Origin of the sequence: Oligoflexus sp., from assembly GCF_035638955.1 — a bacterium.
Taxonomy (GTDB): domain Bacteria; phylum Bdellovibrionota_B; class Oligoflexia; order Oligoflexales; family Oligoflexaceae; genus Oligoflexus.
The window spans coordinates 1-14,863 of the sequence record NZ_DASQYZ010000415.1 but is presented as its reverse complement, the minus strand read 5'-3'; the positions used below and the strand labels follow the sequence as shown (position 1 = coordinate 14,863).

Here is a 14,863-nt window from a genome sequence, read left to right as displayed (position 1 = left end):
TAACAAGGTGTAATGCAGCAAAAATGAGGCTTGAAATCAGAATGGACCAGCCCGGTGGAAGTACCAGTATCAAAGCGCCCAGTATGACCCAACGATAGATAACTTCCTCTGAAACCACCCCAATAAATTCGTGTGTCACTCTTTTTATCTGAGAAAAAGCATTGGCTTGCTCCTCCGTCAACTGTTTTCCTAGGACACTTTCTGCTCGCCCGTGCTGTTCCTCGTAAGCTGCCTTTGATGAGTCACCAACGTTGAGGTGACCGATCGCTTGCTTTTGGCCCAGCTGAAGAAGTACGTTTGATGTAATGGAGCAGAAGAGCAAGCCGACTGTGACTACTATTGCCTTGAATCTGAAAAAGGGGAGCAGCTCTTGCCTTCTCTTAATAAGAGTCTTTGAAAGGAACGTGGCAATTAGTATATACCCTACCAAAAAAATAGCCGTTGGGATTATACCGAGCCAGTTCATTTTCAAACGTACAAGCATCACGCCCACATACAGCGTGATAACACATGAAATTAAAAGAAATTGTGGCATTCGCACCCCCATTTCCTGGAACCTATCGTGCCGCTGCAACCTTCGTGAGTTGCGAGATTAAGTCAGCCTCTGTCTCGAAAACGACGGTAATACTCTGCCCATCCACGACTTCCGCATAATATCCATTCGAATATCCACTCTTCTCCGAATAGTAATGCTGCGGATTGTACTTGCCCACAACAACCGCATAGGTAAATGCCCAGCGCTCCACGCCGTCGGTCGGATCAGTGAACAGCTCAAATTTTTGCTGGGTACAGTCAACCTTATTTGGATTTAGCGAGCCAGAGGGTTGGCAATCCCGAATTTCGGCCTTGTTGCCTTCGCCATCTTCCGTCTTTACTTCATAATCATATCCGGTACCAAACAGGTGGCGAATAGTCAGACCCAGTTCATGAAAAAGCACCGAAAAACACCAGGATTATTCTGAGCGAATTGTTGAAATTCGCTTTCTTCCTGCTTCGCGTCTTCTTTGTCTTTCTCTTTCTTCGTTTTTTGCTCTGCTGCTTTTTTTTCTGCAGCCTTTAGAGCGGCGGCTTTTAACGTCGCACTTGCAGCACCGGCGCCAGAGGCTCCAACCCATCCTGAGAGGATGGAAAGGCCTGCAGGCATGACATCGCAGCATTCGTTTGGCGCGGTGACGACCATGTGATCGCCCTCCTCTTCAGCAGCGCAGATGTTTGAACCCAAAGACAAGGCCAATATCGACATGCAGTGCATGGTCTTCTTCATTTTCAGTTTCCTTCACTTAGTGGTTCGGTAGATCCAAGGCAACGTAGTCCTTGAGCCACATGAGATCAAGGGTTTTAAGGTAGGGAAGCTTACCCAAAGTGGTTAGTAACAGTTACACGCCACAGTTAGCACACCATATTCGATTAGTTTTCTGTGGCCGCTCCATAGCCGCCCGTCCCAGACTTTTGCTGCCAGCAGAATGATTCTTGGAGCAAATTAAGGCGATCTGGATGAACTTTTAGAGCGGAGAACTCAGCACTATGAATGTGCTGAAAGCGATCCTGCCTGTTAAATGATGAAAGCTGACCATATAGGCTTTGCTATCGGGTGGCAAAGGAAGAACGAAGCGCCACAAGGGTGGGTGAGACAAACCAAAAGGGCTTTCATCTAGTCGAAAACAGCTTAGTCGCGAGGATCGAGGGCCTGGATTCGCAGGTGGCAGTAATCAGGAAAATGTCTTATTCATCTTCGCTTGCAGATACCTTTTATTCGATATCTAGCTCCAACCGTTGAGTAAATTACTGTCTGAAAAGCTTCTCCTTGTCATCTATCGCGTACAGCTTGGTGAGGTGGTCCCATCTTTACAAATCAACCGACCAGCAGAATCGAACATGATATATTCCAAGAATTCTTCCGCCGAGCCAACGCATAGCGCAACAATTCCACCATGGGACGAGCAGCAACCTGAATAAGACTTGCTTCCAGCGGGTTTCTCACATGCATAGGTTTCCGTGTTTGGAGGGATTCTGTCGTTTTTGAAGTGGCTTCTGTCGTTTTCGAGCTGGATATAGCAGGGGTCTCTTGAATAGAGTCGCTGGAATCGGAGCCACAAGCCATAAGCATTATGAGAAGCAAGAATCGCATAAGATCCCCCGTCCTGTAGGGGTAATATCGGCACTATTCCCAAATCGAAATATTACAATTTATGAAAATGGGAATGTCTTCCACTGGCCTTCGAATAAGCTTGAGTATTCAATTACTCTCCCTCTTCATCTAAGAACGCCTCATTGCCGTTTCGATGATCAAAATGGTGGTGGCCGAAACAAACTTGCCCGTGGAAAGACCTTCAGCCTTATTTGGCAAAAAAGAATAAAACCCTTTTAAATTAAAATGCTTTACGCCAGCCTTACACCCCGGGATGGTCACGTGCGCACCCAACGCCTATCGTGACGAGATATTTAAAACTATAAGCTTCAGTTTTCGCTTGGATCCAACTCACGTGAAATCTCTTCCTGTATCCTTTTTCCTTCACCTATCTCACGCGCACAACCCTATGCTAAATTTATGAAGTCAGTATGTAGAAGCGGATCGAGCTAGCAAGTTTCACATTCAGTTCGCTGCAAGGATTTCTTGCAACAGGGGAATGATTATGCTTCGCCCAATAACACACGACTCATCTCATCAGAATCTCAGTGGACTTTCATCTCAATTGTTTGATGGCCGTAACCATTCAAGCACGATTTTCAAGCACGAAGGCTGTCTCTCGCAGACTTCACATTTAGGTAAGTTATCTGTTCGCGAAGATTCAAATCATTTCATGGTTTCTCTCGAATTCGATCAATTCGATGACGACAGCCTTGATCTTTGGATCGAAGATCATCAGCTCGCCCTGATTGCGGACAAACGGCCGCAATTTTGCTTGAAGGGCCGAAAGCCATCCTCATTTTTTTGTAGTATCAAGCTACCGGGTGATGTCGATGAGGCGTCGATTGAAGCAGCGTTGATCGATACAAAGCTGGAAATCCGTTTTACGAAGGACAGGATAAATTCTTCGAGTGAGTTCTAAACCTGAGGTACCAATAAAAAAAGGGCGTGAAGCCCTTTTTTTGTTTGTGGGAAGTATGGTTGGCCGGAATTGATCCAAGTTTGGCCCGAAATGCTCTTTTGCTGGAGACTCCATCCAGTTAGGATGCAAAGGAATTTCTGACTCACGAGCACAAGGATACCATGCATGTTTGAAAAAATTCTGTTTGCGGGCTGGAGCGATATGGACTTCAATTCTCACATGAGAAACACGGCCTACCTCGATAAATCGGCCGATGTGCGAATGATGTTCTTTTCCGAAAATAATTTTCCCATGGTCGAGTTTGAGCGTCTCAAACTGGGACCGGTCGTTTTCAAAGATGAAGTGGAATACTACAAAGAGGTCCATCTTTTGGATGAATTGCGAGTGACACTCGCCGTTGCTGGGCTTTCAGCCAATGGTGGGCGTTTTTGCATGAGAAATGAATTTTTCGTGAACCAGGATAAACTGGTGGCTCGAGTGAATAGCACGTGCGCCTGGCTCGACCTTGGCCTTCGAAAACTGACAGCACCACCCACTGACCTCCTGGCAGCTTTGGATGCTCTACCTAAGAGCGACGACTTCCGTGTTCTGTGATGGCCTCATGCCTATAAGTATTTTCGGCGATACACACTGGGAGTCATTCCCATATAGGTTCGAAACACGGCTCGAAAGCGGCCCAAATCGGCGAAACCGGCCCTTGAGCCCGCCTCTTCGATGCTAATGTTAAAGTTCAACAGCTCCCGTTTCGCGGATTCCACCCGAACACGATGAAGATAAGCCAGTGGCGTATCCCCAGTGGACTGCTTAAAACGCCTTGTCAGGGTGCGCTCGCTGAGTCGAGCGATCCGAGCTAGAGTCGTCATGTTAATCGGCTGCAGATAGTTTTCTTCCAGGTAATTTTGGGCCAAAAGAATCGACCCATCGCCATGACCTTTTTGAAAAGCAAAGGTGGTGAAGGGCATCTGCGATACCCGGTTTTGTTCTAAAACGAGGGCCTTGGCCAACTGCTTGGCTATGTCATGCCCGCAGTATTTCTCGACCAGATAGAGGCACAGATCAGCGTATGCATTGGCGCCGCCTGAGCAGAGCAGGTTTCTATCGTCCGTGACAAGGCGCTTAGGCTGTAAATCAACATCGGGATAACGCTTCTTGAATTCGCCCGCATATCCCCAATGAGTGGTCGCCTGCCGACCTGAGAGCAGCTGAGTTGCAGCCAGAAGGAATGATCCCGTGCAAATGGCAGCAAGCGCGACGCCTTCGGCATAATGTTTCCTGAGCCATGGAATTACTGTACTGTGGAACGTTTGAAAGTCATCGGTAATACCGGATGAGATGACGATGATATCGGTCTTGTGAACCGACTGCAATGACCCATGGGGTTGAATCAGCACGTTGCTGCTCAATACCGAGGGCCTGCCGTCGGCGGTTACAACTTCAACATCAAATCTGGGATCACGATTCAGCCCTTGCATATCATTCCAGGCAATGCCAACCTGCCCGAAAATATCAGCGGGCCCGGCAACACTCGAAGCAATCGCATCATCCAGTGAGAGGATGGTAACTTTCATCTTTCCAGCCATAGCGGTGTCCTGCTCAGGTTTCCTCATATCCAAGGCGAGCACTATACATGCTTGTGGAAAAAACGCCGACTGGATTTTGGGGCAGGACTGGGATTGCGTCGCAGCATGGCAACAGCAAATATTTTTTTCTGGCTGCAAGTGCTGACAGTGATTTCAAAAAAACATCATTGAACCGATCTTTCAGTTGAATCGAGAAAAACTTATGTTATGACCGGCACTGGCCTGTGTGTTTGTCGGAAAGACAAAGCATAGTCCAAATGAGGCCTGTCAATGGATATGGAGGAAATATGAAACTGTTGCTCTGTGTTGGTGTCATTGCTCTTCATCTGGGAGCGGTTGGATGTCGAAGTTCAGATCATGAGGAAGACTCACAGGTCAAATCAATCTCGGGGTCGACTTATAAGGTCGGTCCCAATCAAGCTTATAGTGCCCTGCAGGATGTCGCCGATAAGTTGAAGCCCGGTGACGTCGTCGAAGTTTATGGTGGACATACTTACCCTGGAAATATTCGCCTGACCCGTGCAGGAACAGCTGAGGCTAAAATCACGATTCGCGGGATTAGCGTGAGGGGTGGAAAGCCGATTATCGCCGGTGGTACCAACACTATCGAATTCAATGGTAACCATTATGTCTTTGAAAATTTCGAAGTCAAAGAAGCCTCATTCCGCTGCATCTTCCATCATGCCCATGACATCACGATTCGTGACACTGTCGTGCACGACTGCAAAAAGCACGGTATTCTTGGGGCGGATACGGACTCTGGTTCTCTCACGCTCGACAGAGTCGAGGTTTATGGCAGCGGTCAGGGAACGCAGAATCATCAGATTTATATGGCGACGGATGAAAGCGCCTATCCGGGATCCGTCTTCCGCATGCAGAATTCCTATGTCCATGATGCGCGAGGTGGCAATAGCGTCAAAACTCGTGCTGAGCGTAATGAGATCTACTACAATTGGATTGAGGGCAGCTACTATCATGATCTTGAACTGATCGGCCCCGACCCCGAATCAGCCGATTACGGCGAGAAAAAAGCCCGGGAAGATTCCGATGTCGTTGGCAATGTGATCGTGCGCAATGGTAAAAATGCCGGCTTTCGCTCGATTCGCATCGGTGGCGATGGCACGGGTCAAACCTGGGGCCGCTACCGCTTCGTCAACAATACGATGGTGATGGATTCGGCCAGCGCCCCGGTGTTTTTTCACCATTTTGGGGTGGAAAGCGTTGAGATGCACAATAACCTCTTCCTCAGCAGGACTGGAGGCGGGGTGAATGTGTGGACCAGCGAAGGCGAATGGGCGACTGGGAGAGCGATCATAAGCGGCAGCAACAACTTTCTCGGCACTGGGTCTAAAAATGTGCCGAGTACCTGGACCGGTACCCAATCGGGTGACGCTGGCATCGCAAATTTGGCAAATCTTGACTTCAAACCATTGGCAGGAAGTTTACTCGTCAATGCCGGCAATCCCAGTCCAAAAGGATCCGAAGGTTACGAACTATCGTCTGCTCTTCATTTGCCTGCATTTCATCCCCCGCATCGCGCAGCGGTATCGGGCGACGCCCGACCGGCTGTAGGTGCCCCTGATATCGGCGCCTATGAATATGGTCTCGCTGCCCCTGTTCCTCCCACGGACGGAGCATCCAAGTGTGTTTCCGCTAGCCAGGCTTCGGAGCAAGGCTGGCTCCATGGCGAATTTTCCAGCCGGGCAGGGATCTTGACAGCGCAATGGGATGTCACTCCGAGTGCAGCTGGTATTGATGCAGCAGTCGCCCTTTCCCAGGGCGCTGCGAGCAGCTGGACGGGCCTTGGCGCGATTGTTCGTTTCAATCCAGCGAATATGATCGATGTCCGCAACGGCACCGACTACCAGGCCCTAACAGCTTTCGCCTACAAACCGAATACCCGTTATCGCGTTCGAGCGGTCGTGGATGTCAAGGAGCATCGCTATGATGTCTTCGTCGCACCAGCAGGAGGCTCTGAAGTGCAGTTGGCCAAAGACTATGCATTCCGCTCCGAGCAAAGCAGCGTGACCGCCCTCGATCATTGGGTGGTAAGCTCGGTTGGAACGGGGTCTCTGCAGGCTTGCGATTTTGCAGCCCGTAGCCATTGAATGACCGCATCAGCTGTTGGGCTTCGGCCCAACAGCTCCATTGAATCCTGTGCCTATGTTTGGGCTAGGGGTGAACGGAAATAATGTGATTGCCGAGATACTTGAGCCAATCATAGGAACGAACGCTGTATTTAGGAGCGCGAGCCTGAGGTCCCAGGGAATCCCGGACGTAGAAGACACCGCTTGCCCGACATTTTTTGCCGTCTCGATCAAAGGCTGCTTTGAATTTCTCTGCATAACGAGCGTTGGGATTATTGTAGTAATTCCTGACCATTTGGCAGTTCTCCGACAACTCGTCATCGTAGCCGACAACGACGACGACATGCCAGAAATCATTGTGATTATAGGTCACGAGAACGGGGCGATTCTTCCGCAATTCCCCCTTCACGATTTCGATATGGCGTTCATTCATAAGCGCGAGGTCCCACTTGCTGCTGTCATTTAAAGTGGTTTCGCCATAGAGAACCTCGGTTTTGACCTTGGGAACCAAAACCGTGGAAACATCAGGTGTCTCGCGGTCCCAATTGGTTAAAGCATCTTCGCCGTCAAAGCTGTTGACGAAGGGAAAATCCCGGCTCAATACCGCCTTGTTGTCAATAGCGTTGAAGGCGAGGATAGGCGTCAGTGTCAAACCATAGCCATAGGCCGAGGAGATATTGATCGTGTAGGGCTCAGAAAGATCGGATGAACCATCAATGGCGGTGTCGACAGTGTGACCAGTCTTATCCTTCCATTGATTCAAAAGAACCTCCATCGCCCCGGTCGCCGCCATGAGATTACAGGTGCCAGCATTTTCCTGGTTGGGCGCCTGGACCACATACTCGAGCAATGATTTGTGGTGGCTGGACGATTCGCCAATGCGCAGAGACTCACCCTGAGCCTGAAGACGGAAGGTCACCAGATGGAAGGGCTCGTGGCCCTCGCTAGGGTCATTGGGATATTTGATAGAGAGTTCGAGATCGCAGGTTTCCTCAAATTCCTGGCTGCACAGAGCCGTAACCCCGTTATCACCGATCGTTCCAATTGGGACGGTCGCCGCGCGAGCGTTCCAGAGAACCCGATGGCCCTGGATGCTAATGAAGCCGTCTTCTCTGTACGCTTTATCAAAGACCTTGCCATCAGGCGTATGAACAAAGACGTATTCATTCTGTTCGCAGGCCGTTGCATCGGTGCATTCTTTTAAAGCGACGCGTTCTTTCAGTTGTGGGTCGAACGTCAATGTTTTCAGTGACGCGGTTTCTGCTGGCTTTTGACTGCATCCTGTGAGGCCAGTGGCAATAGCCTGGGCAAAAAAAATCGCGAAGATTTTCTTCATGGATTCCCCGTTTTGTTTTTTTGTTTTTTGCGCAAATTAAGTTCGTCGACGATTCTTACTAGGAAAACTGTTTCAATGCGATAGGAAATTTTCATTCAAGCTGCACGGAAAATGCGCAACCTGCTTCGCTTTTCTCGTGTTACCAAGTCGCACATCGCCTCAGTCACAAACAACGTTGAGGCAGCGAAAGCAATAGCCCTCGCATTCCGGCTAAGCCGGATCCCGGATGAACATAACATTGGCATTTCCCTTGTCGGCAGTCTGGAGTGGTACGCACCGGATAGCGCAAAAAGCAGAGTTGGGCAATTTCGGGAAATTGTGCGGCAGAAAAAAGAAGTGAAATATTAATGCTTGTCCGCAGCAACTGCTCAAACGGACGGCAGTGACACCGTCAACGTCCCGCGAACGAGACCCGTCTCGCAGGCCTGTCAACGCTGGTTTGACCCTCTTAGCTTTTCTGCTTTCAGGGTAAGGTGTTGATCAACTTCCCTTGCGCTCCTGGGCATCTTGCGTTTCTCCCGCCATCCGCGAATTGGAAGCAAAAGGTTAATTGCACGCCGTAAGCCACGCCTTGAATGGCTCGTCCATAGGCGCGTGTCTGCGGCCATGCGCTATCATTGAACCAGACACGAAGATCTGCGTCGCCCCTGCTGCAAAGATTCCATCCTGTAAAATGAATACCCACGCGTCCATACTGAGACGTAACGACTTCCTGGACGAGTCGCATGCCATCCGCTGGGTCGTGGATGGACGATGCGCTTTCCGTCTCCCAGCATACACTTATCTGACGTTCCACCACAGGTCATCGTAACTCGACACAAAGCCTTTCGTGCCTGATGAAGGGGACTCGCTCTAGCAATGAGAAATAGCCAAAGCTCCGACGACAAGGAAAGATATCTGATTTAAGTTCATGATATGTGCTCCCTATGGGGTCGAGAAGGTTGTTCGAACGCAGGGGTTCGGCACGAGCTCTTCACATCTCTTTATAACAGGAGACCTGGCTCGAAGTTTTATTGGCTTTGTTCGAAGTCATTCGCTGACAAGGACTCATACCGAAGAGCGCATCTATCTGACAAGCGAAGATCATTATAATTGTCAGGCGTTTGCAAAGCCGACGGAAGTTCTTTAGACACTTCCTTTCAAGGCATTCGCTTACGTATAAATCCAGCATTTCATATATTATAATAAGAGCCGAAAACTCCCTATTAGAACAGGAAGGCGCTCAGGGTGCAGACAATTAGGGCTGTAGGAATACGAAAAAAAGCAGGGTAGCTTTGGCAGCTGCTCGTGTTTGTACTCGTATTCCTGGCTCGAGCAGCCCAGGCCGCAGGCCCCGATCATACTTACCGCATCGACCAGAATATGGTCCGCCTGGATATTCAGCACCCGCTTATTCTTGAGATTCCTGAGAGCACACCACTCGTGGACATTGCCCGCGCCATGGATCGAGACGGCCGGGAGTTCGACGCCCGTTTCATGCGGCGAACCCAGAGCCCCATCTGGGTGCATTTCACAGTAGACAATCCCATGGCTACCTAGCCGTTCGCGTCGCCATGCGACGCTACCCTCCGGCCTATTACTTTCTGCTGGCCTTCACCAACCTCATAGTTGGCAATACGTATTCGAACATGGTCATTGAAGGTATTCTTTCCATATCAGATGTCTTCCCTTATGCAGCCCTACTCGGCGGCACCTGTGAGATTCTGCTACTGTCCGTATCGCTCGGGCGGCGTGTGAAGAGTGAAGAGGATGCCTCCAAACGAAAAATTGAGGGCATGGCTGATGAGCTCAGGATCATCAATCAGGATCTCGATCACAAGGTCGAGGAAAGAACCCGCTTCGCCCGCTCCATTCTGAATAACATTACAGTGGGCCTCCTGCGTATTGAAGCGCACGGGTTGATCGCCGGAGATTTTTCACGCAGTTCCCTTGATATTTTTGCGCGAGATGATCTGAAGGGTCAGTACATCTGGGACCTTCTGGATTTGCAGCCCCAGACTGAACAGCGAAGCATGATGCAAAGCATCTTTGAGCTGGTCATAGGCGAAGATCAGACCAATTTTCAATTCAACAAGGATCATCTCCCCCGTTTTTACTACCATGGAGACCATGTTATCGAGTTGAATTGGTCGCCCTTTCTCAACGGTCAGCAGGTCGAGGCCATTCTGCTCCTGGCGCGAGATGTCACCTACATTCGAAGACTGGAAAAAGAGCATCAGGAGCGAGCCGACGAAGCCAAGTTCATCATGGTCGTGGCGCGGCATGGGGTGAGCAAGATTCGGCAGTATCTGCAGGATGAAACACAATGCATGGGGAAAATTCGGTCCGACATGGCCATGCTAACCAGAAAAAAGACCGAGATTCTGCGGGCGCTTCATACCATCAAAGGCAATAGCCGCTCTTTTGGGATGAATGATATCTCACAGCTTGCCCATGCCCTTGAGGATAAAGTGATTTCCATGTCTGCGGATTTACCTGCGGCTGAGATCCAGGAGCTTCTCGGAGGAGTCCAACACAAACTCAGTGTCTATGGCGGGATGGTGGAAAAATATTTCACCGCGGAAACGCAAAGAATCACCGGTCCCCTGGGGGCCTTGCAAGAAAAACTTAAGGTCCTCAACACATCCCATCAGGACGAGCACAGGCATCTGGCCCGTGACATGCAATGGATTATCAACTCCATGAAATATGATGCCCTGGAGGATCCCCAGTTCCCACTTCAGCATCAGGCTCGGGAACTGGTTATGCACCTATCCAAGACCGAGCCATTATTAACGCTGCATGCTCCAGGCATTCTCGTGAGCAGCCACACGCTGCACCGTCTACGTTCCATATTAAATCACCTTCTCCGCAACGCTGTCGATCACGGGCTCGAAAAACCGAGCGTCCGGCAGGCTTTGCATAAACCTGCGCAAGGGTGCATCGAGATAGATTTCCATCCCGAAGGCAATTGGATGGTCGCGCAGATCAGCGATGATGGAAGCGGTCTGAATTTGCAGAAAATCTGGAAAAAAGCCGCCGAACGTGGTCTTTCCAGGAATCAGCCGAGAATTCGTGATGTCGCTGAGCTGATCTTTGAATCGGGACTTTCAGCCAAGGATGAAGCAGGCATGATTTCCGGACGAGGCATCGGCCTGGACGCTGTTCGTGACCTTTGCCAGGAAATCGGCGGCACCATCCAGATCCTGAGTCAGCAGGATTTAAGTGCAGAATTCAAAACAGGGACAGCATCGATGCCTGTCGTCTTTTAAATCCGTTTGCCCATTCATTATTTCCTGGTCGCGGAATCCTGGCAAAAGACCGGCTAAGTTTTATCTAGCCATCCCAGCCGAACTGGAAGGCCTCGATCGAATCAATGAACGCGAGACCCAGCATGCGGCCCAGGTCGGTTTCGGCATGCGCCTTCAGGCCTCATCGAGATAACTCCAACATTTTGAAGAGCCGTACCCAGTCTTCATTACTTTGAACGGTATAAAATGCGGCGCCCAGTTCCTTGGCGGCGATTCCATCGGTATCCATACGATCGCCGACGATCAGGACCTGATTGGCATCAAGGTCCAGCTCATTGAGGATTTTCAAGTAAGTGAAGATCTGAGGTTTGAGGTGACCGTTTTCCTCGGCTGATATCAGGACATCAAAAATCCGTCGATCCAGGCTCAAAGCATCGAGACGTTCACCGACGAAGCCATAATCCGAGCAAACGGCCAGCTTCATGCCATGACCCTTGAGCGTTCGCAGGAGTGAGCCAGCTTCGGGTCTTTTCATATGCGGCCGCAGAAGACCAATGAAGCTGGGATAGAATGTATTTTCATACCACTGCTGAAAAGCTTGTGGGTTCCGTGGCGACGAAACACGCGAGGACTCAGCCACAAGGCTATTCTGATCGGGAAAGCTGGCCCAACGCACAGCATCCCGTCCCTTTTCAAGCTTCATCAGAAAGGATAAAAAGCGCAGGTTGTGCCGAATCAGTTGCAACTTGAGCCAGCGATACTCGTAGAGCGTGCCATCCAGATCAAAAATAACGCCCTTGAACTGTTTCCAATCCTTCATGTTGCAATTCTCCTATGGAGAAGATGCGAGTATTCAAGAAATAAACCAGCCTTACCGTTCGTAAGTTTCCTGTAAAATCATGTAAGTACACCCTAGTTCAGATGGATTATGTGCTGAACTCTAGCCGACAGGGGTCTAAAAACCTGACAGAGATTGCCCAGCCCACCGCAGCCCTTGACAGGTTTTCGGGGGCCGCCTATCGTTTGCCTTGAGGGAAGGCCCGTCTAAGGAGACACGCATGAAAATTCTGATCGTCGATGATGAAGATGAGTTTCTTGAATATCTGGAGGCCAACCTTCGGCAGAGTTTTGCGGAGTGCGAGGTCATCAGGGCCAACGATGGTCGCGAAGCGCTTCGGCTATGCTCGCAGCACACCTTCACCTTGATCTGTACGGATATTCAGATGCCTGATTTGAACGGCCTGGAGTTTTCAAGGCTCGTGCGTCAGGACCAGGGCCCCAATCGCGCCGTACCGATTATTTTCATATCAGGATTTGGGGACGATTTCGGTTCTGCAACCGAACAGCTGACCAATACTTTTTTCGTAGATAAGCCACTTCGCATTGCCAATTTTCTGAGGATTGCATCTCTGGCATCCGGTGCTCCCCTCCTCTAACAAAGAACACCCAATCCGGGTGTTTCCGACATTTTATCTGCAAGAAAATCTCAATAAAAACTGGTCAAATTTTGATCATTAAGGTATTTTTGTTTGACCTCGCCTCAACCCATTCTTGGTAAAAGGCGAAGCCCTTCACTAAGCATACACGACGCGTTACGGACTCAATTACGTGTGACGATCATCAAATCTCAACGAGCGTTTGACACCATATAGCAGGGCACGGATATGCCATGCCTGGAGACTGGTTAATTTGACATTAACCGGCAAACCCTTGCGATCGGATACGCATCGCAAACACACCAAGGGAAAAAACAGATGTCCAACAAAGCTGAAAAGCTGAACTTTCATGACGAAGACCCCGAGGAACCGAAGCCCAAAAAGAGAACGCTGGCGGATCTCCTGGAACTGATGAAAAGGGCCGAGGACGAAATCGATCACTGTGAAATCGATTTGGAAGAACTCGGCACGGCGATTCGCAGCAAGATCGACCACATCGTGGAGTATCTGGACTACTGTGACGAAAAAGCTCAGACCTTGCGAACACGCATGAAGCTGTTCGAGAGAAAAGCCAAGGCTTACGAAAACAGATCCAAATACTTAAGAGAGTATGTCGCTTACCAGCTCGCCACGGACGCAAGTTGGAAGGGTGATGGCCCGAGCGGTCATGACGGCAAGCCTTGTATGTCGGGTGATCTCTACCAGATGAGCCTCCAGTTCCATGACTTCGTGGAAGTGAACAGCGACGCCAATGCGATAGCTTTTTTGAAATTAGGACCGCCCTTTGTCGAGCGGCGCTACACCTGGAACAAGCGTGCCCTGAAGGCCGCCTTGGAAAGTAAGAGCGAGATTGTCGCCGGGTACGCTGAACTCAAGAAGCGCCCCCATATCAAAATTGACGTTAAAACTTGATTGGAATCATCATGAATGAACATAAAGTCACTCAAATGGAATTTGGCAAGAACGCATCCGAGGCCGAGAGGGCATTACGAGCGATGATTGATGCTCTCGTCCTATCCGACCCGGGTTTGAAGGAGCGCCTGAATATCGGCGCCTGCCTCCATTATCTCAAATTGGATGATCGCACCTTCGGCTGGAATGGCGATTCAAGTAAACCGCTCACGCTGGAACAAAAAATTGCTTGCGTCATGCCGACGATCGCTAACGGGCTGCCACCAGGATATGTCGTGTGGATGGGCCATCGACCCTACGCTTTAGCGGAAGCCTGGACGCATGTCGTCAATAGGGACGTTGAAAAAGTGTCCGGGATGCGCTGGCGACCGCTGACCGACGAAGAGAGAACCATGTTCTGTATTCAAGACGGCGATATGGCCCTTGCCGTCGAGGAAAAGGTCTGCATTCGCGGCCGGGAAATCCATTGGGTGGGCTATGGAATCCTTGGTGCGGATGAGATGCTGCCCAACCACAACGGTAAATATAAGGTCGCGACCAGGCTGACACGCGATAAGGTTCAATTTTTACGGACTCGCGCCGTACGGGACATGTACCGACGCAATTACTCCCTCTCGGGACTTTCCGAAGTGGAGGAGTTGGAACTGGACACGCGCCCAGGCCTGAGACCCATGGAAAATGTAACGCCCGCCCCGGCTCCTACGGACGATCCGGAGGTAAATTCGACGGTCGTGAGCCGCTTTACTACCCTCACCGGGACGGCCAGAAATCTGGGAGGACATCCCGAGGATTTCATCAAAGTGTCCCTACCGGAATGGTTGACCCAATCCTCGGCATCGGCCATCAGTGATGTGTCCGATGCCATAGAACACTGGATTGCCCAGAAACAAAAAGCGGACGCCCAGGAGCCTCTGCTGAAAGCGAAGTGACATCCTCTCGGGAATAAATTCCCGAGCATCCTGTAGTTAAGATGCGATGAGTCCTGGAAGATCCTTCCAGGACTCTTGAAGTTGGCAGGAGAATGGCCCGAGGGCCAACCGTCTGCTACGACCCGAGTATAACTCGGGAAGGCGGAGCCACACCGCTGGTTCGTATCTTTTCAGTAAATTAAGACAGGCTTGTTGGTCCCTCGGAAATTCAAACCCGCATTCGGGGCATGAAAATTTCCTTATCTCTGGTTTCAGTCCGTCCTTCAGCTTGCGATCACACTGGGAGCAGGTTCTGGTCGTTCC

The 14,863-nt window shown here is 50.2% G+C and carries 16 protein-coding genes; 8 read left to right on the top strand and 8 right to left on the bottom strand.

Features of this window, described 5'->3' with window-relative positions; all coding sequences use genetic code 11:
• The 3 genes from VE954_RS35160 to VE954_RS35150 all read right to left on the bottom strand — a co-directional run.
• Positions 1 to 535: CPBP family intramembrane glutamic endopeptidase (locus VE954_RS35160; RefSeq protein WP_324961902.1), on the bottom strand; the 535-nt coding region annotated here is incomplete at its 3' end.
• A gap of 22 nt (positions 536 to 557) precedes the next feature.
• On the bottom strand, positions 558 to 938 hold the full coding sequence (locus VE954_RS35155; RefSeq protein ID WP_324961901.1) for a hypothetical protein: 381 nt from the start codon (positions 936 to 938) through the stop codon (positions 558 to 560).
• Entirely contained in the window at positions 914 to 1,264 is a 351-nt protein-coding gene (locus tag VE954_RS35150) for a hypothetical protein (protein WP_324961899.1), read from the bottom strand. Before VE954_RS35150 ends, VE954_RS35155 begins: the two co-directional genes overlap by 25 nt.
• 1,363 nt (positions 1,265 to 2,627) lie before the next feature.
• Here VE954_RS35150 and VE954_RS35145 point away from each other — a divergent pair.
• Together VE954_RS35145 and VE954_RS35140 are read left to right on the top strand one after the other, a co-directional pair.
• The gene (locus VE954_RS35145; RefSeq protein ID WP_324961897.1) at positions 2,628 to 3,050 is read left to right on the top strand and encodes an Hsp20/alpha crystallin family protein; all 423 of its coding nucleotides are present in this window, start codon (positions 2,628 to 2,630) and stop codon (positions 3,048 to 3,050) included.
• Between the two features lie 165 nt (positions 3,051 to 3,215).
• The gene (locus tag VE954_RS35140) at positions 3,216 to 3,644 is read left to right on the top strand and encodes a thioesterase family protein (protein WP_324961895.1); all 429 of its coding nucleotides are present in this window, start codon (positions 3,216 to 3,218) and stop codon (positions 3,642 to 3,644) included.
• Between the two features lie 11 nt (positions 3,645 to 3,655).
• On the opposite strand, the gene VE954_RS35135 is transcribed toward VE954_RS35140, so the two are convergent.
• Positions 3,656 to 4,630 carry a GlxA family transcriptional regulator gene (locus tag VE954_RS35135; RefSeq protein ID WP_324961893.1) on the bottom strand — a complete coding sequence of 325 codons (975 nt, stop codon included), beginning with the start codon at positions 4,628 to 4,630 and terminating at the stop codon, positions 3,656 to 3,658.
• Between the two features lie 287 nt (positions 4,631 to 4,917).
• On the opposite strand from VE954_RS35135, the gene VE954_RS35130 reads away from it, so the two are divergent.
• Entirely contained in the window at positions 4,918 to 6,738 is a 1,821-nt protein-coding gene (locus tag VE954_RS35130; RefSeq protein ID WP_324961891.1) for a hypothetical protein, read from the top strand.
• A 64-nt stretch (positions 6,739 to 6,802) separates the two neighbouring features.
• Here VE954_RS35130 and VE954_RS35125 read toward each other — a convergent pair whose 3' ends face one another.
• Both VE954_RS35125 and VE954_RS35120 read right to left on the bottom strand, forming a co-directional pair.
• Complete coding sequence (locus VE954_RS35125; protein ID WP_324961889.1) at positions 6,803 to 8,053, bottom strand: hypothetical protein; 1,251 nt, start codon at positions 8,051 to 8,053, stop codon at positions 6,803 to 6,805.
• Between the two features lie 463 nt (positions 8,054 to 8,516).
• The gene (locus tag VE954_RS35120) at positions 8,517 to 8,849 is read right to left on the bottom strand and encodes a hypothetical protein (protein WP_324961887.1); all 333 of its coding nucleotides are present in this window, start codon (positions 8,847 to 8,849) and stop codon (positions 8,517 to 8,519) included.
• Positions 8,850 to 9,340: 491 nt separating this feature from the next.
• Here VE954_RS35120 and VE954_RS35115 point away from each other — a divergent pair, with 491 nt between their 5' ends.
• Both VE954_RS35115 and VE954_RS35110 read left to right on the top strand, forming a co-directional pair.
• The gene (locus tag VE954_RS35115) at positions 9,341 to 9,592 is read left to right on the top strand and encodes a hypothetical protein (protein ID WP_324961885.1); all 252 of its coding nucleotides are present in this window, start codon (positions 9,341 to 9,343) and stop codon (positions 9,590 to 9,592) included.
• Positions 9,593 to 9,606: 14 nt separating this feature from the next.
• Positions 9,607 to 11,304, top strand: coding sequence for an ATP-binding protein (locus VE954_RS35110; protein ID WP_324961883.1), 1,698 nt, complete (start codon positions 9,607 to 9,609; stop codon positions 11,302 to 11,304).
• Between the two features lie 160 nt (positions 11,305 to 11,464).
• Here VE954_RS35110 and VE954_RS35105 read toward each other — a convergent pair whose 3' ends face one another.
• Positions 11,465 to 12,103, bottom strand: a complete 639-nt coding sequence (locus VE954_RS35105; protein ID WP_324961881.1) for an HAD-IA family hydrolase — start codon at positions 12,101 to 12,103, stop codon at positions 11,465 to 11,467.
• 238 nt (positions 12,104 to 12,341) lie between these two features.
• Between VE954_RS35105 and VE954_RS35100 the strand changes: the two genes are divergently transcribed.
• From VE954_RS35100 to VE954_RS35090, 3 genes are all read left to right on the top strand, one after another.
• Positions 12,342 to 12,719 carry a response regulator gene (locus VE954_RS35100; RefSeq protein WP_324961879.1) on the top strand — a complete coding sequence of 126 codons (378 nt, stop codon included), beginning with the start codon at positions 12,342 to 12,344 and terminating at the stop codon, positions 12,717 to 12,719.
• A gap of 318 nt (positions 12,720 to 13,037) precedes the next feature.
• A complete protein-coding gene (locus VE954_RS35095) occupies positions 13,038 to 13,631 on the top strand; it encodes a siphovirus Gp157 family protein (RefSeq protein ID WP_324961877.1) in 594 nt (197 codons plus the stop codon).
• A gap of 11 nt (positions 13,632 to 13,642) precedes the next feature.
• On the top strand, positions 13,643 to 14,560 hold the full coding sequence (locus VE954_RS35090; RefSeq protein ID WP_324961875.1) for a hypothetical protein: 918 nt from the start codon (positions 13,643 to 13,645) through the stop codon (positions 14,558 to 14,560).
• A 36-nt stretch (positions 14,561 to 14,596) separates the two neighbouring features.
• On the opposite strand, the gene VE954_RS44565 is transcribed toward VE954_RS35090, so the two are convergent.
• The coding region (locus VE954_RS44565) for a zinc ribbon domain-containing protein (protein WP_414699059.1) at positions 14,597 to 14,863 on the bottom strand (267 nt) is incomplete at its 5' end.

Excerpts from the sequence above, each read along its gene's own strand:
- VE954_RS35130 (WP_324961891.1), top strand. The coding sequence starts at position 4,918 with ATGAAACTGTTGCTCTGTGTTGGTGTCATTGCTCTTCATCTGGGAGCG.
- VE954_RS35150 (WP_324961899.1), bottom strand. The coding sequence starts at position 1,264 with ATGAAGAAGACCATGCACTGCATGTCGATATTGGCCTTGTCTTTGGGT.
- VE954_RS35090 (WP_324961875.1), top strand. The coding sequence starts at position 13,643 with ATGAATGAACATAAAGTCACTCAAATGGAATTTGGCAAGAACGCATCC.
- VE954_RS35110 (WP_324961883.1), top strand. The coding sequence starts at position 9,607 with ATGCGACGCTACCCTCCGGCCTATTACTTTCTGCTGGCCTTCACCAAC.
- VE954_RS35100 (WP_324961879.1), top strand. The coding sequence starts at position 12,342 with ATGAAAATTCTGATCGTCGATGATGAAGATGAGTTTCTTGAATATCTG.
- VE954_RS35145 (WP_324961897.1), top strand. The coding sequence starts at position 2,628 with ATGATTATGCTTCGCCCAATAACACACGACTCATCTCATCAGAATCTC.
- VE954_RS35125 (WP_324961889.1), bottom strand. The coding sequence starts at position 8,053 with ATGAAGAAAATCTTCGCGATTTTTTTTGCCCAGGCTATTGCCACTGGC.
- VE954_RS35140 (WP_324961895.1), top strand. The coding sequence starts at position 3,216 with ATGTTTGAAAAAATTCTGTTTGCGGGCTGGAGCGATATGGACTTCAAT.
- VE954_RS35135 (WP_324961893.1), bottom strand. The coding sequence starts at position 4,630 with ATGGCTGGAAAGATGAAAGTTACCATCCTCTCACTGGATGATGCGATT.
- VE954_RS35095 (WP_324961877.1), top strand. The coding sequence starts at position 13,038 with ATGTCCAACAAAGCTGAAAAGCTGAACTTTCATGACGAAGACCCCGAG.
- VE954_RS35105 (WP_324961881.1), bottom strand. The coding sequence starts at position 12,103 with ATGAAGGATTGGAAACAGTTCAAGGGCGTTATTTTTGATCTGGATGGC.